Origin of the sequence: Spiribacter sp. SSL99 (genome assembly GCF_009805925.1) — a bacterium.
Classification (GTDB): domain Bacteria; phylum Pseudomonadota; class Gammaproteobacteria; order Nitrococcales; family Nitrococcaceae; genus Spiribacter; species Spiribacter roseus.
Genome location: NZ_MAOM01000016.1, coordinates 153,199 through 172,282 on the forward strand (window position 1 = coordinate 153,199; position 19,084 = coordinate 172,282).

At 67.1% G+C, this 19,084-nt stretch carries 23 protein-coding genes; 17 read left to right on the forward strand and 6 right to left on the reverse strand.

What is annotated here, in order from left to right; genetic code table 11:
* Positions 1–16 precede the first annotated feature (16 nt).
* The 15 genes from hisB (at position 17) to BA899_RS05575 (ending at position 12,671) form a co-directional block, all read left to right on the forward strand.
* Positions 17–610, forward strand: coding sequence for an imidazoleglycerol-phosphate dehydratase HisB (gene hisB / locus BA899_RS05505; RefSeq protein ID WP_159300006.1), 594 nt, complete (start codon positions 17–19; stop codon positions 608–610).
* Positions 607–1,242: an imidazole glycerol phosphate synthase subunit HisH gene (hisH, locus tag BA899_RS05510; RefSeq protein WP_370456318.1), complete on the forward strand. Its 636-nt coding sequence runs from the start codon at positions 607–609 to the stop codon at positions 1,240–1,242. The genes hisB and hisH overlap by 4 nt, the downstream gene beginning before the upstream one ends.
* Complete coding sequence (gene hisA, locus BA899_RS05515; RefSeq protein WP_110882254.1) at positions 1,233–1,976, forward strand: 1-(5-phosphoribosyl)-5-[(5-phosphoribosylamino)methylideneamino]imidazole-4-carboxamide isomerase; 744 nt, start codon at positions 1,233–1,235, stop codon at positions 1,974–1,976. The genes hisH and hisA overlap by 10 nt, the downstream gene beginning before the upstream one ends.
* A gap of 2 nt (positions 1,977–1,978) precedes the next feature.
* On the forward strand, positions 1,979–2,749 hold the full coding sequence (gene hisF / locus BA899_RS05520; RefSeq protein WP_159300007.1) for an imidazole glycerol phosphate synthase subunit HisF: 771 nt from the start codon (positions 1,979–1,981) through the stop codon (positions 2,747–2,749).
* Complete coding sequence (gene hisI / locus BA899_RS05525) at positions 2,749–3,144, forward strand: phosphoribosyl-AMP cyclohydrolase (RefSeq protein WP_110882256.1); 396 nt, start codon at positions 2,749–2,751, stop codon at positions 3,142–3,144. Before hisF ends, hisI begins: the two co-directional genes overlap by 1 nt.
* The gene (locus BA899_RS05530) at positions 3,137–3,466 is read left to right on the forward strand and encodes a phosphoribosyl-ATP diphosphatase (protein ID WP_110882257.1); all 330 of its coding nucleotides are present in this window, start codon (positions 3,137–3,139) and stop codon (positions 3,464–3,466) included. Before hisI ends, BA899_RS05530 begins: the two co-directional genes overlap by 8 nt.
* Positions 3,467–3,498: 32 nt before the next feature.
* A complete protein-coding gene (gene tatA / locus BA899_RS05535; RefSeq protein WP_110882258.1) occupies positions 3,499–3,783 on the forward strand; it encodes a twin-arginine translocase TatA/TatE family subunit in 285 nt (94 codons plus the stop codon).
* Positions 3,784–3,802: 19 nt separating this feature from the next.
* Positions 3,803–4,117 carry a Sec-independent protein translocase protein TatB gene (gene tatB, locus BA899_RS05540; RefSeq protein ID WP_144346922.1) on the forward strand — a complete coding sequence of 105 codons (315 nt, stop codon included), beginning with the start codon at positions 3,803–3,805 and terminating at the stop codon, positions 4,115–4,117.
* Positions 4,114–4,893: a twin-arginine translocase subunit TatC gene (gene tatC / locus BA899_RS05545; RefSeq protein ID WP_159300008.1), complete on the forward strand. Its 780-nt coding sequence runs from the start codon at positions 4,114–4,116 to the stop codon at positions 4,891–4,893. Before tatB ends, tatC begins: the two co-directional genes overlap by 4 nt.
* Positions 4,894–5,084: 191 nt before the next feature.
* Positions 5,085–7,922 (forward strand): 2-oxoglutarate dehydrogenase E1 component, encoded by a 2,838-nt coding sequence (locus BA899_RS05550; protein ID WP_159300009.1) that lies wholly within the window; start codon positions 5,085–5,087, stop codon positions 7,920–7,922.
* A gap of 18 nt (positions 7,923–7,940) precedes the next feature.
* Positions 7,941–9,242 (forward strand): 2-oxoglutarate dehydrogenase complex dihydrolipoyllysine-residue succinyltransferase, encoded by a 1,302-nt coding sequence (gene odhB, locus BA899_RS05555; protein ID WP_159300010.1) that lies wholly within the window; start codon positions 7,941–7,943, stop codon positions 9,240–9,242.
* A 23-nt stretch (positions 9,243–9,265) separates the two neighbouring features.
* Positions 9,266–10,687, forward strand: a complete 1,422-nt coding sequence (lpdA, locus tag BA899_RS05560; RefSeq protein WP_148122624.1) for a dihydrolipoyl dehydrogenase — start codon at positions 9,266–9,268, stop codon at positions 10,685–10,687.
* A gap of 40 nt (positions 10,688–10,727) precedes the next feature.
* Complete coding sequence (gene djlA, locus BA899_RS05565; RefSeq protein ID WP_255425110.1) at positions 10,728–11,483, forward strand: co-chaperone DjlA; 756 nt, start codon at positions 10,728–10,730, stop codon at positions 11,481–11,483.
* Positions 11,484–11,514: 31 nt separating this feature from the next.
* Positions 11,515–12,090: a cytochrome b gene (locus BA899_RS05570; protein WP_110882264.1), complete on the forward strand. Its 576-nt coding sequence runs from the start codon at positions 11,515–11,517 to the stop codon at positions 12,088–12,090.
* The gene (locus tag BA899_RS05575) at positions 12,087–12,671 is read left to right on the forward strand and encodes a YceI family protein (RefSeq protein ID WP_159300011.1); all 585 of its coding nucleotides are present in this window, start codon (positions 12,087–12,089) and stop codon (positions 12,669–12,671) included. Before BA899_RS05570 ends, BA899_RS05575 begins: the two co-directional genes overlap by 4 nt.
* Here BA899_RS05575 and BA899_RS05580 read toward each other — a convergent pair.
* The 5 genes from BA899_RS05580 to BA899_RS05600 are packed head-to-tail and all read right to left on the reverse strand — an operon-like array spanning position 12,657 to position 15,480.
* A complete protein-coding gene (locus BA899_RS05580) occupies positions 12,657–13,376 on the reverse strand; it encodes an LrgB family protein (protein ID WP_110882266.1) in 720 nt (239 codons plus the stop codon). The two genes, BA899_RS05575 and BA899_RS05580, sit on opposite strands and share 15 nt — an antisense overlap.
* Positions 13,376–13,729, reverse strand: coding sequence for a CidA/LrgA family protein (locus BA899_RS05585; RefSeq protein WP_144346925.1), 354 nt, complete (start codon positions 13,727–13,729; stop codon positions 13,376–13,378). The genes BA899_RS05580 and BA899_RS05585 overlap by 1 nt, the downstream gene beginning before the upstream one ends.
* Positions 13,729–14,235 (reverse strand): molecular chaperone DnaJ, encoded by a 507-nt coding sequence (locus tag BA899_RS05590; protein WP_159300012.1) that lies wholly within the window; start codon positions 14,233–14,235, stop codon positions 13,729–13,731. Before BA899_RS05590 ends, BA899_RS05585 begins: the two co-directional genes overlap by 1 nt.
* A complete protein-coding gene (locus BA899_RS05595; RefSeq protein ID WP_110882269.1) occupies positions 14,232–14,423 on the reverse strand; it encodes an oxidoreductase-like domain-containing protein in 192 nt (63 codons plus the stop codon). Before BA899_RS05595 ends, BA899_RS05590 begins: the two co-directional genes overlap by 4 nt.
* Positions 14,424–14,430: 7 nt before the next feature.
* Positions 14,431–15,480, reverse strand: a complete 1,050-nt coding sequence (locus BA899_RS05600) for an AI-2E family transporter (protein ID WP_159300013.1) — start codon at positions 15,478–15,480, stop codon at positions 14,431–14,433.
* 110 nt (positions 15,481–15,590) lie between these two features.
* Between BA899_RS05600 and BA899_RS05605 the strand changes: the two genes are divergently transcribed.
* Positions 15,591–16,736: a flagellar motor protein MotA gene (locus tag BA899_RS05605; protein WP_110882271.1), complete on the forward strand. Its 1,146-nt coding sequence runs from the start codon at positions 15,591–15,593 to the stop codon at positions 16,734–16,736.
* 7 nt (positions 16,737–16,743) lie between these two features.
* Complete coding sequence (locus BA899_RS05610; protein WP_159300014.1) at positions 16,744–18,063, forward strand: OmpA family protein; 1,320 nt, start codon at positions 16,744–16,746, stop codon at positions 18,061–18,063.
* On the opposite strand, the gene BA899_RS05615 is transcribed toward BA899_RS05610, so the two are convergent.
* Complete coding sequence (locus BA899_RS05615; protein ID WP_110882273.1) at positions 18,060–19,013, reverse strand: LysR family transcriptional regulator; 954 nt, start codon at positions 19,011–19,013, stop codon at positions 18,060–18,062. The genes BA899_RS05610 and BA899_RS05615 overlap by 4 nt on opposite strands.
* Positions 19,014–19,084: the final 71 nt, after the last annotated feature.

Here is a 19,084-nt window from a genome sequence, read left to right on the forward strand (position 1 = left end):
GCAAGGCGCCACACCCATGAGCGAACGCAGGGCAACCATCGAGCGCGATACGCTCGAGACGCGCATCCGGGTCAGTCTTGATCTGGACGGCTCCGGAGCGGGCACACGCCGGACCGGCGTGGGCTTTTTCGACCACATGCTCGACCAGCTGGCCCGTCACGGGCTGTTCGATCTTGAGGTGAGTGCGGCCGGGGATCTGCACATCGATGCCCATCACACCGTCGAGGATGTCGGCATCGCCCTGGGCCAGGCATTTGCCGCCGCCGTCGGGGAAAAGCGCGGCATCGTCCGTTATGGCCATGCCTTCTGCCCCCTCGACGAGGCACTCTCCCGCGTGGTCGTGGACCTGTCCGGCCGGCCGGGGCTGTATTACCGGGTGACGTTCCCCACCGCCCGGATCGGTGATTTTGACACCGAGCTGGTGCGCGAATTCTGGCAGGGTTTCGCCAATCAGGCGGCGGTGACGCTGCACATGGACAGCCTGCAGGGGGACAACGCCCACCACGTCGCCGAGACCCTGTTCAAGGCCGGCGGCCGGGCCCTGCGCATGGCCTGCAGCGGTGATCCGCGCACCGGCAACGAGCTGCCATCGACGAAGGGCGCGCTGTGATCGCGATCATCGACTACGGCATGGGCAACCTGCGCTCGGTGGAGCGCGCGCTGACCCACGTCGGCGCCGCCGAGGTGCGGGTCAGTGACGACCCCGCCGTCATCGAGGCGGCGGATCGGGTGGTGTTTCCCGGTCAGGGCGCGGTGCGTGACTGCATGAGCGCGCTGCATCGCTACGAGCTGGTGGACGTGCTGGAACGGGTCATGCGCGATCGCCCTTTTCTGGGGATCTGCATGGGCATGCAGGCACTGATGAGCCGCAGCGAGGAAAACGACGGTGTCGAGGCGCTGGGCCATTTCGCGGGCACGGTGCGGCATTTCCGGCACCTGACCGGCGCTGATCCGCAGCTCAAGATTCCGCACATGGGCTGGAACCGGCTGGAGCAGATCCGGCCGCATCCACTGTTCGCCGGCATCGACTCGGGGACGCGCTTTTATTTTGTGCACAGCTACTACGTGGAGCCCGCGGACGCATCCATCGTCCAGGGGCGCAGCGACTATGGTGGGCCGTTCGCCGCGGCGATCGGCGCCGACAATGTCTTCGCGACCCAGTTTCACCCGGAGAAAAGCCAGGCCCCCGGCCTGCGGCTGCTCGAGAACTTTCTTGCCTGGGATGGAGAACCATGCAGCTGATACCCGCCATTGATCTCAAGGATGGCAAGTGTGTGCGCCTGCGCCAGGGGCGCATGGTGGATGAGACGGTCTTCTCGGACGACCCGCTGGCGGTGGCCGACCGCTGGGTCGAGGCCGGCGCCCGGCGCCTGCATCTGGTGGATCTGGACGGGGCGCTCGCCGGTTTCCCCGTCAATGCCGACCTGATCGGCCGCATCGCCGAGGCCCATCCCGGTATCGAGGTGCAGGTCGGCGGCGGTCTGCGCAGCTTCGAGGTCATTCAGACCTATCTGGATGTCGGTGTGGACTACGTGATCATCGGCACCCAGGCGGTGCGCACGCCAAGTTTTGTCGACGATGCCTGCCTGGAGTTTCCCGGCCGCATCATGGTGGGCCTTGACGCCCGCGAGGGCCGCGTCGCCACCGACGGCTGGGAGAGCGTCTCGACCCTCACCGCCAGCGATCTGGCGCGGCGTTTTGAAGACGCCGGTGTCGATTCCATCGTATTCACCGACATCGGCCGCGACGGCATGATGCGGGGCAGCAATGTCGAGGCCACCGCCGAGCTGGCCCGCGCCATCGACATCCCGGTGATCGCCTCGGGCGGTGTCACCGGGCTGGATGATGTGCGCGAGCTCTGCCGGGTGGCCGACTCGGGCATCACTGGCGCCATCGTGGGGCGGGCGCTCTATGAAGGCAGCATCGATCTGGCCGAGGCCCAGCGCCTGGCTGACGAGACGGTGGGCGGGCGCTGAGCATGGGCGTCGCGCGCCGCATCATTCCCTGCCTTGATATCAACGCCGGCCGCGTGGTCAAGGGCGTGCAGTTCGTGGACATCCGCGACGCCGGCGATCCGGTGGAAATCGCTCGGCGCTATGACCGCGCAGGTGCCGATGAGCTGACCTTTCTGGACATCACCGCCAGCCACGAGCAGCGCGACACCCTGGTCCATACCGTCGAGGCGGTCGCCTCGGAGGTGTTCATCCCGCTGACCGTGGGGGGCGGGATCCGCTCGGTGGCGGATGTGCGCCGCATGCTCAATGCCGGGGCGGACAAGGTCTCGATCAACACCGCGGCGATCCGTGACCCCGATCTGGTGGGCGAGGCCGCGGCACGGTTCGGCTCGCAGTGCATCGTCGTGGCCGTCGATGCGAAGCGCCGGGGCGGCACCGACGGGGATCCGCGCTGGGGCGTGTTCACCCACGGCGGGCGCCAGCCGACCGAGCTCGATGCCGTCGACTGGGCCCGGCGCATGGCCGCGGCCGGCGCCGGCGAGCTGCTGGTGACCAGCATGGACCGGGATGGCACCCGGATCGGCTTTGACAATGCGCTCAACCGCGCCATCTCCGAGCAGGCCGGCGTGCCGCTGATCGCCTCCGGCGGGGTCGGCAACCTCCAGCACCTGGTGGACGGGGTCATCGAGGGGCACGCCGATGCGGTGCTGGCCGCCAGCATTTTCCATTTCGGGGAATACACCATTGCCGAGGCGAAAGACTGCATGGCCGAGGCCGGGATCGAGGTGCGCTGATGGACGGGCTGGATGCGATCGCCTGGAACGCCGACGGCCTGGTGCCGGTGATTGCCCAGGACGCCGATGACGGCCGTGTGCTGATGATGGCCTGGATGAGCCCGCAGACCCTCGAGACCACCCGTCGCACCGGCGAGGCGGTGTACTGGTCACGCTCGCGGCAGCGGCCGTGGCACAAGGGCGAGTCCTCGGGCAACGTCCAGCGGGTGCGGGCGATTGAGCTTGACTGCGATGGCGACACCCTGCTGCTGCAGGTCGAGCAGCGCGGTGGCGTCGCCTGCCACACCGGGCGGCGGAGCTGCTTTTACCGCCGGCTCGCGGCGGACGGCTGGCGGATCACCGATACGGTGCGGCGTGATCCCGCTGACATGTATGGAGAGGGCAGCGATGAGTGACGAGATTCTGCGCCGCCTGGACGCGGTGCTGGCGGCGCGGCGCGAGGCCGATCCCGAGAGTTCCTACGTGGCGGGGCTGCATGCGGGGGGCATTGATCGCATCCTTCGCAAGCTCGGCGAGGAATGCACCGAGACGGTGGTTGCGTCAAAGAACGGCGAGCGTGACGATATCGTTTATGAAACCGCCGATCTGTGGTTCCATAGCCTTGTCATGCTCTCGCATCATGGGCTTGATTCCGGGTCGGTGCTTGCTGAGCTTGAGCGCCGTTTCGGGCTCTCCGGCGTCGCCGAGAAGGCGGCCCGGAACAAACAGGGGCAGTAATGCCCGTTGGCACGCGCTGGAGGTAATCCGTTATGGGTCCTGGTGGAATCAGTCCCTGGTCTCTTTTATTGATACTGGTCATCGTGCTGTTGCTGTTCGGCACCAAGAAGCTGCGCAACGTCGGCACCGATCTGGGTGGTGCGCTCAAGGGGTTCAAGAGCGCCATGAGTGATGGCGAAAAAGCGGCAAAGGACGGCCAGGACAGTCAGGAAGACCCGGAAAGCCTCGAGGAGAACGACGCCGAGAGCGACGCCACGTCCTCGACGGCCCGACGCGAGCAGGTCAAGGAAAAGGACTCGTCCGGCGGCAACGCCTGACCGCCGGAGGAACGCGTTCATGCTGGATGTCAGCTTCTGGGAGTTGCTGATCATCGGGGCGATCGCCCTGGTGGTTGTCGGTCCCGAGCGCCTGCCCCGTCTTATGCGCACACTGGGATTGTGGGCGGGCCGCGCGCGCGCGTCCTTCCAGTCGATCCGCGATGAGGTCGAGCGCGAGGTGAACATCGACGGGGTCCAGCAGACACGTCGCGCCGTGGATCGCGAAGCCAGCGAGGCCAAGCGCAAGGTCACCGAGACGGTGGGTCAGGTCGACCCCTCCCGCGGGTCAGACGAGTCCGCGGCCGAGAAAGACAAGGGAGATGAATCCCGGTGAGCGATCCGGCCAGTGACTCCAACGCCGGTGATCCCGACCGCCCGCTGCTGACCCACCTGCTCGAGCTGCGCACCCGGCTGCTGTACTCCGGTGGCTGCGTGCTGGTGCTGTTTCTGGCGGTCTACCCGTTCCGCGAGCCGCTCTACAGCGCGCTCGCCGAGCCGCTGATGGCGGTGCTGCCGCCGGGCACCTCAATGATCGCCACCCAGGTGGCCACCCCGTTCCTGATCCCGCTCAAGGTCGCGCTGGCCGGCGCGTTCTTCCTGAGTGTTCCGTTCCTGCTCTACCAGCTCTGGGCGTTTGTGGCGCCGGGGCTCTACCGCCACGAAAAGCGCCTGATCTGGCCGCTGGTGATCTCCAGCGTGCTGCTGTTCTATCTGGGCATGGCCTTCGCCTACTTCGTGGTCTTCCCGCTGGTGTTCCAGTTCTTTGCCTCGGCGACGCCGGATGGCGTGTCGATGATGACCGATATCGGCGAATATCTGTCGTTCATCATGACCCTGTTCTTCGCCTTCGGGGCGTCCTTCGAGGTGCCCGTCGCCACCATCCTGCTGGTCCGCAGCGGCGCCACGACGCGCCAGGCGCTGGCGGCCAAGCGCCCGTTCGTGATCGTGGCGGCGTTCACCGTGGGTATGCTGCTGACGCCGCCGGATATCATCTCGCAGGTGCTGCTGGCGGTCCCGGTCTGGCTGCTGTTCGAGCTGGGGATCTTTTTCTCGCGCTGGTTCGAGGCACCGGCGGCGGATCGCCCGGCCGGGGAAGACGACGGGGCATGATGCCCGGTGTCCCGCCGCGCAAATACCTGACCTTGGGGTCAGTTTTTCCCGCGCCCGCAGGGAGTGATGGTTTTCCGGCTCCCTTCAGGTGCCCGTAAATGCCCATTGGCGTTGCGTTTAAGGGGGCTGCGGGTTAACTTGCACATACGCCGGAAACAGGCTTTCCCACCGCAGATGCCAGGTAAACTGCCATGAGTGGTCCTTTCGAACAGTCGCTCAGTCACTCCTATCTCAACGGTGCCAACGCCAACTTCATCGAAGCACTGTACGAGAAGTACCTCGAGGATCCCGACGCGGTCGAACCGCGCTGGCGGGACTACTTCCGCGACCTCGAGGCGCTGGATCCCGACGGCCGCCGCGACGTGCCCCATACCCCGATCCGCGAAGCCTTCGAAGAGATCGGCCGCAGCAGCCGCCGGGGCCGCGCGCGCATCGCCAGCGAGGGCATGGATGCCGTGGCCGCGCAGAAGCAGGCCGCGGTGCTGCGCCTGATCAATGCCTACCGGGTGCGTGGCCATCAGCATGCCGACACCGATCCCCTGCACCTGCGCGAGCGCCCGCAGGTGCCGGACCTCGATCCGGGGTTTCACGGCCTGACCGATGACGACCTCGATACCGCCTTCAACACCGGCTCGCTGGCCGCACCCGATCGCCTGACCCTGCGCGAGATCGTCGATCTGGTGAAGCGGGTCTACTCGGGCAAGATCGGCTCGGAGTACATGCACATCACGGATACCGCGCAGAAGCGCTGGATCCAGGAGCGGCTCGAGAAGCCGCAGGCGCGGCCCCACCTCAGCGCCGACGAGAAAAAGGCCCTGCTCAACCGCCTGACCGCGGCCGAGGGCATCGAGAAGTATCTCAACAGCAAGTATGTGGGCCAGAAGCGCTTCTCGCTGGAGGGCGGCGAAGCGACGCTGCCGATCCTCGATGAAATCGTCCAGCGCGGTGGCCGCGACGGGGTCGAGGAAATGGTCCTGGGCATGGCCCATCGCGGCCGCCTGAACGTGCTCATCAACCTGATGGGCAAATCGCCGGCCGAGCTGTTCGCCGAGTTCGAGGGCGAGCACGCCCCGGAGCATGCCAGCGCCGGCGATGTGAAATACCACATGGGCTATTCCTCGGACATCGACACGCCCGGCGGGCCGCTGCATCTGGCGCTTGCCTTCAACCCCTCGCATCTCGAGATCGTCAACCCGGTGGTCGAGGGGTCGGCGCGCGCCCGCATGCATCGCCACGATGACGAGGACGGCCGCTCGGTGCTGCCGGTGCTCATCCACGGTGATGCGGCCATGGCCGGTCAGGGTGTGGTGATGGAAACCCTGCAGCTGTCGCAGGCCCGGGGCTTTTACACCGGGGGCACCGTACACCTGGTGATCAACAACCAGATCGGCTTCACCACATCGAACCCGCTTGATACGCGCTCGACGTTCTACTGCACTGAAGTGGCCAAGATGGTTCAGGCGCCGATCTTTCACGTCAACGGCGACGATCCCGAGGCGGTGCTGTTCGTGACCCAGCTGGCGATGGACTACCGGCGGGAATTCCATTCGGATGTGGTCATCGACCTGATCTGCTACCGCCGCCACGGCCATAACGAGGCCGACGAGCCATCGGCGACCCAGCCGATGATGTACCAGAAGATCAAGGCGCGGCCGTCGGTGCGCAGTCTCTACGCCGATCAGCTCACCGACGAGGGCGTCATCGACCGCGATGGGGCCAAGGCCATGGAGCGGGAATACCGCGATGCGCTGGATGCCGAGCAGGTGGTGGCGCCCGGCGCACTCGAGGAGCAGGACAACGAGTTCACCGTCGACTGGTCGCCCTACTTTGACGCCCGCTGGGATGAGCCGGTGGACACCACCCTGTCGGTGGACCGGATCCGCGCACTCCAGGAGAAGCTGCAGTGGCTGCCCGAGGGCTTCGAGCTCAACCCGCGGGTGGCGACGGTCATGGAAAGCCGGCGCAAGATGGCCGCCGGCGCGCTGGCCATGGACTGGGGGTTCGCCGAGACCATGGCCTACGCCGGGCTGCTCGAGGAAGGGCACTGCGTGCGCCTGACCGGCCAGGACTCGGGGCGCGGGACGTTTTTCCATCGCAACTCGGTGCTGCATAACGCCGCCGATGGCTCCACCCACACGCCGCTCAAGACCATCCCGGCCGACCGCAAAGACTTCGTGGTGATCGATTCGCTGCTCTCCGAGGAGGCGGTGCTCGGCTTCGAGTACGGCTACGCCACGGCCGATCCGCGCACGATGGTGATCTGGGAGGCGCAGTTCGGCGACTTCAGCAACGGGGCGCAGGTGCTGATCGATCAGTTCATCGCCTCGGGCGAGACCAAGTGGGGGCGGCTCTGCGGGCTCACGCTCTACCTGCCGCATGGCTACGAGGGTCAGGGCCCGGAGCATTCCTCGGCCCGCATCGAGCGTTTTCTCCAGCTCTGCGCCGAGCAGAACATCCAGGTCTGCGTGCCTTCCACGCCGGCCCAGTTCTTCCACATGATCCGCCGGCAGATGCTGCGCCACTGGCGCAAGCCGCTGGTGGTGATGACGCCCAAGAGCCTGCTCCGGCACAAGCTCTCGACGTCGGTGCTGGATGACCTCTCAGGGGGCCACTTCCAGGTGGTCATCGACGACACCGAAGGAGTGCGGCCCAGCAATGTCCAGCGGGTGGTGCTGTGCAGCGGCAAGGTCTACTACGACCTGCTCGAGGAGCGTCGCCAGCAGGGCCGCAGCGATGTCGCGCTGATCCGCATCGAACAGCTCTACCCGTTCCCCGAGGCGCAGCTCTCGGCGCTGCTGAAGCGGCGCTACAAGACGGTGAAGTCGGTGGTCTGGTGTCAGGAAGAGCCCAAGAACCAGGGCGCCTGGTACCAGGTCTATCACCATCTGACCCAGTGCATCGCCCGCGATCAGAAGCTGACCTACGCGGGCCGCGATCCGCTGGCCTCGCCGGCGGTCGGCTACGCCAAGGTGCATTTCGAACAGCAGCGCCGTCTGGTGGCGGATGCGCTCGGCAAGGTTCACGGATAAAACAAGAGCGAGGAGTAGATGAGCACCGAAGTCAAAGTACCGGCGCTGCCGGAATCGGTGAGCGAAGCCACCGTTGTCACCTGGCACAAGCAACCCGGCGAGGCGGTGGAGCGCGACGAGAACCTTGTCGACCTTGAGACCGATAAGGTGGTCCTCGAGGTGCCGGCCCCCGAGGACGGCGTGCTGGGCGAAATCCTCAAGCCCGAGGGCGAGACCGTCACCGCCGGTGAAGTGGTGGCGGTGCTGGGCGAGGGCACCGGAGGCGCCGCTGCTGGAGCGCCGGCGGAGGAAAAGCCCGCCGCAGCGCCCGAGCCTGCCGACGAGGCCCCCGCCGCCTCGGCCCCTGCCGCCGCGGCGGGCGAGGCCCCAGCGCTGAGCCCGGCGGTGCGCAGCCTAGTCGAGGAAAACGACCTGGATCCGCGGACGATCACGCCCACCGGGCGCAACGGCCGGATCCTCAAAGAGGATGTCCTGCGGGCCCTTCGGGAAGGCGATTCCGGCGCGGCCGCCCCGGCGCCGGCAGCGGCGCCCGCCCCCTCCAGCGAACCGGCGCCCGCCGCGCCAGCCGCCGCACCGGCTGCATCGACGCCGGCGCCCGCCGCCAGCCTGCCCACCGGTGACCGCGAAGAGCGCCGGGTGCCCATGACCCGGCTGCGGCAGCGGATTGCCGAGCGCCTGGTGCAGGCCCAGCAGACCGCGGCCATGCTGACCACCTTCAACGAGGTCAACATGCAGCCGGTCATGGATCTGCGCGCCCGCCACAAGGATGCCTTCGTCAAGACCCATGACACCAAGCTCGGTTTCATGTCGTTCTTTGTGAAGGCGGCGGTCGAGGCGCTCAAGCGCTTCCCGAGTGTCAACGCCTCCATCGACGGCACCGACATCCTCTACCACGGCTACTATGACATCGGCATCGCCGTGTCCACCGAGCGCGGTCTGATGGTGCCGGTGCTGCGTGACGCCGATCAGCTCTCGTTCGCCGAAATCGAGGCCGCCATTGCCGACTTCGGTCAGCGCGCGCAGGCGGGCAAGATCGAGATCGAGGAGCTGACCGGCGGGACGTTCACGATCACCAACGGTGGGATCTTCGGGTCACTGGTCTCGACGCCCATTCTCAATCCGCCGCAGAGCGGCATCATGGGCATGCACAAGATCCAGGAACGGCCCATGGCCGAGAATGGTCAGGTGGTGGTCCGGCCGATGATGTACCTAGCCCACTCCTACGACCATCGCATCATCGATGGCAAGGAGGCGGTCCAGTTCCTCGTCACCATCAAGGACATGCTTGAGGACCCGGCACGGCTGCTGCTCGAGGTCTGATACCAGCGAATTCGGGAGTCATCATGACGAATTCATACGACGTCATCGTCATCGGGGCCGGCCCGGCCGGCTATGTGGGCGCCATCCGCTGCGCCCAGCTCGGCATGCGCGTTGCCGTGATCGACGAGTATCGGCGCAAGGACGGCGAGCCGTCGCTCGGGGGAACCTGCCTGAATGTCGGCTGCATCCCCTCCAAGGCGCTGCTCGACTCGTCCGAGCACTATCATCGCGTCCAGTCGCAGCTGGGACAGCACGGCATCAAGGTCGACGGGGTCAGCCTTGACGTGCCGCAGATGATCAAGCGCAAGGACAAGGTGGTGGCCGACCTGACCGGCGGCATCAAGCAGCTGTTCAAGGCCAACGACATCGAGTGGCTGCAGGGCCATGGCAAGCTGCTGGCCGACCGCCAAGTGGCGTTCAAGCCCCACAAGGGCCAGGAAAAAACCCTGTCCGCCGACAACATCATCCTTGCCACCGGGTCGCGGCCCATTGAGATCGGGGCGGCGCCGCTCACCGGCGATCGCATCGTCAGCTCCACCGGTGCCCAGGAGTTCCAGGAGGTGCCCAAGCGCCTCGGCGTGATCGGCGCCGGCGTGATCGGCCTGGAGATGGGCAGCGTCTGGAACCGGCTCGGCTCCAAGGTGGTGCTGCTCGAGGCACAGGACTCGTTCCTCACCCCGGTGGATCAGCAGGTGGCCCGTGAGGCGAAGAAGCTGTTCGCCAAGCAGGGGCTCGAGATCCGGCAGGGCTGCCGCGTGACCGAGACGCGCGATGGCAAGAACATCAGCGTCCACTACGAGGATAAGGACGGCAAACAGCACATGCAGGTCGATCGCCTGGTGGTCTCGGTGGGCCGCCGGCCGAATACCGACGGCCTCGCCTCGGAGGATGCCGACCTGCTGACCGACGAGCGGGGCTTCGTGCACGTCAACGACTACTGCGAGACCAACATCCCCGGCGTCTACGCGGTGGGCGATGTGGTGCGCGGGCCCATGCTGGCGCACAAGGGCTCGGAAGAGGGTGTGATGGTGGCCGAGCGAATGGCCGGCCATGCCGGACATGTCAACTACGACACCATCCCGTGGGTGATCTACACCGACCCCGAGATCGCCTGGGTGGGCCGCACCGAGGCGCAGCTCAAGGCCGCGGGCATTCCCCATCGCAGCGGCACCTTCGGCTTTGGTGCCACGGGCCGCGCCCGGGCCATGGATCAGTCCGACGGCATGGTCAAGATCATCGCCCATGCCGAAACCGACCGGATCCTGGGCGTGCACATGGTGGGCCCGCAGACCAGCGAGCTGATCGCCGAGGCCACCCTGGCCATGGAGTACGAGGCCAGCGCCGAGGACCTCGCCCGCACCATTCATGCGCATCCGACGCTGTCCGAGGCGGTCCACGAGGCGGCCCTCGCGGTGGATAAGCGCGCGATCCACAAGGCGAACTAGGGCGGCGGTCATCAGTACACCCAATATCTGGATCGGGAAGATCCTCGGCGCCATCTTCGGGGGATTGGCCGGTGGCTGGGTCGGCGCTCTGATCGGTCTGGTCATCGGCAATTTCTTTGACCGGGGACTGGCCCGCAAGGCCGCTGGCGGCGCCGGCCATCGGCAGATGGTGCATGCGGCGTTTTTCCGCAGCGTCTTCGTGGTCATGGGCCATGTCTGCAAGGCCGATGGCCGGGTCAGTCAGGCCGAGATCCGCATCGCCGAGCAGGTGATGACGCGGATGGACCTCAACCCCACCCAGCGCGAAGAGGCCATCAGCTACTTCAGTGCCGGCCGCGATGGCGAAGCCGATCTGGATCAGACGCTCGAGGAGTTCCGCCGCTACTGCCGGGGCCACGTCCAGCTGGTCCGGGTATTCCTTGAAATCCAGATCCAGGCGGCCCTGGCGGATGGCAGTTTCGATGACGCCGAGCGCGACATGCTGCGGCGCATTGCCCTGGGCCTGGGCCTGTCGGAGGAGGACTTTGCCCGCCTCGAGACCATGATGGGCGGGCACGCCAGCAACCAGACCGGCAGCGAGTCCGAGCTGGAGGCGGCCTATGACACTCTGGGGGTTTCCGCCGACGCCAGCGATGCCGAGGTCAAGAAGGCCTGGCGCAAGCTCATGAGCGAGCACCATCCCGACAAGCTGGTCGCCAAGGGGCTGCCCGAGGAGATGATGCGCATCGCCAAGGAACGGGCCCAGGATATTCAGAAGGCCTATGACACCATCAAGACCGCCCGGGGCATGCGCTGAACCCGAGCGCGGCGGCCGTGGTCTGTAAGGCATGATCGCGATACGCAACACGACCCGGTTCTGGGGCGCGGGCGCGCAGCTGCTGCACTGGCTGATGGCCGCCGGCATCGCCACCTCGATGGTGCTTGGCTGGGTGATGGTCAACATGCCCGCCGGCTCGGCGCAGTTCCGGTTATACGCCCTCCATAAAAGCCTCGGCATCACCCTGCTGGCGCTGGTTGCGCTGCGGCTGGTGTGGCGCTGGATCAACGTGACCCCGCCGCTGCCGGACAGCCTGCCGCGGCATGAGCGCTGGCTGGCCAAGGCCGGGCACCGCGCGCTCTACGCGCTGATGCTGCTGATGCCGCTATCGGGCTATGTCATCAACTCCGCCGCGAATTTCCCGCTGAATGTGTTCGGACTCGTCCAGATCCCCAACCTGACTCCGGCCAGCGAGTCGCTGGGTGATCTGGCCAGTAACCTGCATCTGGCCTTTTTCTGGGGATTCGTCGCGGTGCTCACCGCGCACATTGGCGGTGCCCTGCGCCACCACTTCGTGCTGCGCGACAACATCCTCCGACGCATGCTGCCGGTGCGGCATGCCTCAGACGACAGGAGCCGATCATGATGAATGCCCGCGCGGATCGCCTGCGCCGTGGACTGCTGTTGGCCCTGGGTGCCGCCGGCCTTGCCAGTGGCCCGGCGACGGCCGCCACCGAGTGGTCGATTATCCACGACGACAGCCGGCTCGGATTCGAGGCCACCCAGCAGGGGGGCGAGTTCGAGGGACGCTTCGAGTCGTTCAGCGCCGACATGCGCTTTTCAGCGGATGATCTCGCGGCAAGTGGCTTCGATGTGCGCATTGATACCGCCAGCGTCGAGACCGGCAGTTCGCAGCGCGACTCGGCCCTTCCGAACGACGACTGGTTCAATGTCGATGCCTTTGGCGAGGCGAGCTACGTGGCCGACACCATCCGCGCCACGGAGGACGGCTACGCCGCCGAGGGCACGCTGACCATCCGCGGCAACAGCCACCCGGTCACCCTGCCGTTTACCTGGCAGGTGGACGGGGACCGCGCCATGATGGACGGCGCGGTGGTCATTGATCGCACCCGCTACGGCGTGGGACAGGGCGACTGGAGCGATCCTTCGGTGGCCGGCCACGATGTCCGCGTGGTGGTCGACCTGACCCTGTCAAAGGCCGATTAGCCAGGCCACCAGCGGCGCGAGCAGCGCCGTCAACGTGGCATTGAGGCCCATCCCCAGCCCGGCGTAGGCACCGGCCTGATCGCTGTGCTGAAACGCCCGGGCGGTGGCGATGCCATGCCCGGCAACGCCCATGGCAAAGCCCTTGACCGCGGCATCACGCTCGCCCAGCAGGCGCATCAGCGGGATGCCGATGACCGCTCCCGCAATGCCCGCCATGATCACGAACACCGCAGTCAGAGAGGCCTCGCCGCCCAGCTTTTCGGCAACGCCGATGGCGATCGGCGTGGTGGCCGACTTGGGCATCAGCGAGAGCAGCGTTGAGGGGGTCAGCCCCAGGGCATGGCCGATGCCGACCGCACTGGCAATGGCGGTGATCGATCCCACCAGCAGCGCGATGCCCAGCGGCAGCCACTGGCGCTGCAGGCGCTGCAGCTGCTGGTAGAGCGGTAGGGCGAGCAGCACCGTGGCCGGTCCCAGCAGAAAGTGGACGAACTGGGCGCCCTCAAAGTAGGTGTCATAGCCCGTACCGGTGGCCAGCAGCAGCAGGACGGTCAGGGTCACCGCCACCAGTACGGGATTGAGCAGGGGAAAACGCCGCGCCCGCATGAACAGCCACTGGGCCAGCGCGTAGGTGCCGACCGTGATGGTCAGCCACAGTAGCGGCTGTTCGGCCAGATAGACCCAGATCTCGAACAGCCCTGCCATCAGGAAGGATCCTCGGGGCCGCGGTTGAGCAGAAAACGCAGGGTCAGTGCCGTCGCCAGCAGGCTGATCAGCGTGCTGGCAATGACGGTCACGGTCACCGCCAGCCACCGATCGGCCAGCAGCCCCAGGTAGCTGATCACCCCCACGCCCGCGGGAATGAACAGCAGTGACAGATGACCCAGCAGGGTCTCAGCCAGGCGTGACAGCGCCGGCGGCGGGCCGCCGCGCACCACCAGCAGGGCCACCAGCAGCAGCATCCCCACCACCGGACCGGGAACCGGCGCGCCGGTCAGGCGCACCAGTGCCTCGCCGATGAGCTGCAGCGCCAGAATCAGCGCGATCATGCCCGCCATCAGCGTTGCACCTCCAGCAGCACGTCGCGCGCTTCATTGAGACGCGAGGCCAGATAGTCGGTACCGCCGCGATCCGGATGCAAGCGCTGGATCAGACGCCGGTGGGCGGCCATGACGCTGTCGCGGTCGGCATCCGTTTCGACTCCCAGCATGTCCGCGGCCTCCTGCCGGCTCATGCGGCCATCGCGCCGCGGCGGCGGTGCATTGCCCGGCGCCGGGTCATCGCCGCGGGGGCTGGCACCGGCGTCGCGACCGCGACCGGTGAGCCGGGCGATCACCGGCAGAAACCTGAGCAGCGGCGCGAACCGCCAGATGGCCGGCAGGGCGGCGCTGATCGCCGCGAATATCCAGTTCAGCCGCCCGGTGATGGCCAGCCCGATGGCGGTCAGTGCAACCGCCCCCAGGATGAACATCGGCGCCCGTGCCCGGGCCCTGCGCCGCAGGCGTGGCGAGAGCAGGAACGCCAGCGCGGCAATGATCAGCGCCAGGCTTACCAGACGCATCATCGCTCGGCGTCCTCCCGCGGCCCGAAGCCGGCCTCGCGGTTGGCGGCCTCAATGGCCGCGCAGCGATCGCGCCAGCGCTCGACGCGCTGATCATAGAGGTCGAACACGCAGGGGTCGCAGCCGCTACCGCAGCACTCGTCCAGATCCGGCTCGCGGGGCGGCGGTGGCAGGGGTTGGCGCTCGGACATCGTCGGTCTATCCCGTCACAAAGGCATGCGCATGGCGGAGCAGCACGGCGACCACGGCGGCGATGGGCAGGGCGAGGAGCACGCCGGCAAACCCGAACAGCTGGCCGCCGGCCAGCACCGCGAAAATCACGATGACCGGATGCAGACCGATCCGGTCACCGACGAAAAGTGGCGTGAACACCGCCGATTCGAGGACCTGGCCGGCGCCATAGACCACCCACACCAGTAGCAGCGGTATCAGCCAGTCGTTGAACTGGAACAGCGTGGCCAGTGTCGCCGCCGCGATCCCCACGATGAATCCCAGATAGGGGACCACCGCCGCCAGACCTGAGAGCAGCCCGATCAGCAGGCCCAGCTGTACGCCCACCAGCCACAGGCCGGCGGCGTAGAAGATGCCGAGGCAGATCATGACCAGCAGCTGGCCGCGCAGAAAGGCCCCCACCACCTCGTCGCACTCGCGCCCCAGGCCCGCCACCGTGTCGCGCCAGCGGGCGGGGATCAGCGCCAGGCTGGCGGCAAGGGCACGGTCCCAGTCGCGGAGCAGATAGAAAGCCACCACCGGTACCAGGGCCAGACTCGCCAGCGCGCCGGCCAGGGCGAATCCGGACTGGGTGATGCGCTGGACGATACCGGCGGCGATGCTACTGGTGGACTGCCAGTGGCTGGACAGGGCATCGCGGACGACGTTCAGGTCGATGACCGAGGCGTCGACCCCCAGGGCCTGCTCGATCGCGGGCAGCGCCTGGGTCTGGGCCCATTCGATCATGGCCGGCATCTGGCTGCGCAGCATCCCCAGCTGGCTGCCCACCAGCGGGATGAGCATCAGCACCACTGCCACGGCGACCGCCGCCAGCGCCAGAAACACCAGGCTGACCGACAGCGTGCGGTTGAGACCCAGCCGCTGCAGGCGCGAGGCCAGCGGGTTGCCCAGGTAGGCCAGCAGCGCCCCGGCCAGAAACGGCGTCAGGATCGGCTGCAGCCAGTACACCATCAACCCGGTGAGCACCAGCAGCGCCAGGCCGAGGCCGCTCCGGTAAATGCGCATCGCATCGTTCATGGGCCGAGGATAGCGAACCGCGGCGGTCAACGCAGCCACGGGGGTCCATCGGGGACGAAATCACGGTAAGGTGTGCCCCACAGGCGAAGACCCAACCAGGGGGGAATGGTGTGCGCAATCCCAATCGCGTCCTGATCTGGATCGTTATTTTTCTGGCGGCCGTCGCGGCCGTCTGCGGTCTGCTGCTCGAGCCACTGACCGATGCCTTCATGGCCAACCCGGTCTTCAACGGCATGATCCTCAGCGTGCTGTTCGTCGGGCTGGTGATCGACTGCCGCCAGGTACTGGTGCTTAAGCCCGAGGTCGACTGGGTGGGGCGCTTTCGCCAGTCCGAGGAGGGCGATGCACCGGCGCTGCCCAACAGCCGTCTGCTGGGCTCCATGGCGCGCATGCTCACCGGCCGCCGCGGCGACCGGTTCAGCCTGTCCGCCACCTCCATGCGCACCGTGCTCGACGGCATCCGTACACGGCTCGATGAATCCCGCGATATCTCGCGCTATCTGATCGGGCTGCTGGTCTTCCTCGGCCTGCTCGGCACGTTCTGGGGGCTGCTCGACACGCTGCGCGCCGTGGGGGGCGTGATCACCAACCTGCGCATCGACGGCGCCAACGCCGGGCAGATCTTCACCGAGCTGCGTGACGGCCTGCAGGCACCGCTCACGGGCATGGGCACGGCGTTCAGCTCGTCGCTGTTCGGTCTGGCCAGCTCGCTGGTGCTGGGGTTCGTCGACCTGCAGGCGTCCCACGCCCAGAACCGCTTCTATAACGACCTCGAGGAATGGCTGTCGGGCCAGACCCGGTTGTCCAGCGGGGCGATGGGGGGTGACGGCGAGGGCTCGGTGCCTGCCTACATCCAGGCCCTGCTCGAGAACACCGCCGACAGCCTCGATAAGCTCCAGCGGATCATGGCGCGGGGCGACGAGGAGCGTCGCAATGTCGATGCGCGCATCATCGAGCTGACCGAAGAGGTCTCGCGGCTGGCGGAGCAGTCACACAGCGAGCAGCGTGGATTGATCGGCCTCACGCGCACCCAGTCCGAGCTGCAGGGCGTGCTCGGTCGACTGGCCGATGTCAGCGAGTCCCGGGGCACCCAGGACAGCGAACAGACCGAGCAGCTGCGCGCCATGGCCCAGGGGCTGCAGGACATGCGCCAGGAAATGGTCACCGATCGCGAGCGTCTGATGACCGAACTGCGCGACGAGATCCGGCTGCTGACGCGCACCGTCTCGCACCTCAACGGCAACGATCGGGGCTGATCGCCGGATGCGCGGGGGCAATCGCGGCAATCGCTCGTCGGTCAATATCTGGCCGGGGTTCGTCGATGCGCTGGCGGCGGTGCTGCTGGCCTTCGTATTCGTTCTGCTGCTTTTTGTGGTCTCACAGCTGTATCTGAGCACCCAGCTCTCGGACCGCAACCAGGCCCTCGAATCGCTGCGTGCCGAGCTCTCTGAGATGGCCGAGACGCTGTCCATGGAGCGCCGTGAGCGCGACCGGCTTGAAGAGCAGGTCTCGGGTCTGTACGAGGAGCTGCATGCCACGCTCGCCCAGCGTGACGAGGCCCGCGACGCCCTCGAGCTGACCCGCGAGGAGCTGGAGGCGGCCCGTGAGCAGGTCCGTGTCGGGGAGGCCGATCTTGAAGCCAGCCTGATGGAGATCGCCTCGCTGCAGCAGGACATCTCGGCGCTCAGGTCGGTGCGCGACGACCTCGAATCGCGGGTGAGCGAACTGGCCGCCAGCCTCGAGCAGACCGAGTCGAGCCTCGAGGACACCCGCAGCGAGATGGGCGCCCTGCGCGACCGCAATCGCGAACTCCAGGCCCGGCTGGCGGACGAGCAGGAGCGCACCCGCCTTGCCCAGGAGAAAATCGAGACACGCGACCTGCGTATCCGCGACCTGGTCGCCGAGATCGAGGACCGGCAGAACGCCCTTGATGACCAGCAGGAGCTGACCGCCGATGCCGAGGCGCGGGTCGAGTCGCTGCGACGCCAGGTCCGGGCCCTGCGTGAGCAGATCAGCAGTCTGGCCGAGTCGCTGGAGATTGAGCAGGACACGGTGGCCGAGCAGCAGGCCCGCATCGACACCCTGGTGGAGCGGCTCAATGTCGAGCTGGCCCGCGAGGTCGAGGAGCTTTCCGACTACCGCTCCGAGTTCTTCGGTCGGCTGCGCGAGGTGCTGGGCGATGTCGAGGCAATCGAGATCGTCGGTGACCGATTCCGCTTCCAGTCGGAGCTGTTCTTCGACACCGCCTCGGCCGAGATCGGCCCACGGGGCGAGGCGCGCCTCGAGCAGGTGGCCCGGACGCTGAATCGCATCGCCGAGCGCATCCCGCCCGAAATCGACTGGGTGCTGCAGGTGGAGGGTCACACCGACCGGCGGCCCATCAGCACGCCGGAGTTCCCCTCCAACTGGGAGCTGTCCACCGCCCGGGCCCAGTCCATCCTCGACTTTCTGATCGATCAGGGGATCCCGCCCGAGCGGCTGGCCGCGGTGGGGTACGGCGAGTATCAGCCCCTGGTCGAGGGGGACGACCCCGAGGATCTGGCGCGCAACCGGCGCATCGAGCTGCGGCTGAGCAACCGCTAGCCGCGCAGTCCCGTGGGCAGATCCTCGGCGTCGAAAAAGTCCGGGCGCATCATCTCCAGAAAACGCCGCGCCTGGGGCGACAGAAATCGCCCGCGCCGCGACATCGCCCCGTAGGTGCGCTTGGGGAAGACCGCCGGTAGCGGGCGCACCGCCACATCCGAAGTGGCCTCGGTCAGGCAGACGTTGCTCACGATGGCAATGCCAAAGCCGAGGCCCACGTAGCGTTTCACCGCCTCCCAGCTGCCCACCTCAAGTCGCACCCGATAGCGCACCGCATGCTGCTGGAAGACCAGATCGATCAGCCGCCAGGTGGTCATCTCCCGGGGCGGGGTGATGTAGTCCTGACCGGCCAGGTCGCGCATGGTGATCACGTCACGCCGCGCCAGCGGATGATCCGGCGGGGTGATCAGCGACAGCCCATAGGCATAGATGGCCCGGTAGCGGAGCTCGTCGGGCATATCCAGGATGGCGCCCACGGCGAAGTCGACACGATCCTGGCGCAGCGCCTCCATGAGCTCACCCACCGACAGGTGATGCAGACGCACCTCGACGTGGGGGTACTCGGCCATGAAAGGCTCGAGGATGGGGGGCAGCAGATAGAGCGTCGACGACTCGCCGGCACCGATATCCAGTCGACCGCTGTCGAGGGGGCGATTGCCCTCGCTGAACCGGCCGGCGAGCCCGTCGATGGCCTCGACCAGCTGATGGGCTTCGGCATGAAGGGCTTCGCCGTCGGGGGTCAGGCGGATGCGCGGCCCACGACGCTCGAGCAGGGTGATGCCCAGCTCGCGCTCGAGGGCCTGGATCTGCACGGAGACCGAGGGCTGGGTGACCGCGAGCCGCTCCGCCGCCCGCGAGATGCTACCCGCCTCGGCGGTCAGGCAGAAGGCGCGCAGCTGGCGGAGGCGGTCCTGACGGAAATGCGCGGGCACGTCGGTCGAGCGCGGCATGGAGCCCCTCATCATTAGTTATTCCGATGGTTTGTATTATCTACATTACCTTGTGCAATGGTGCAACGCCG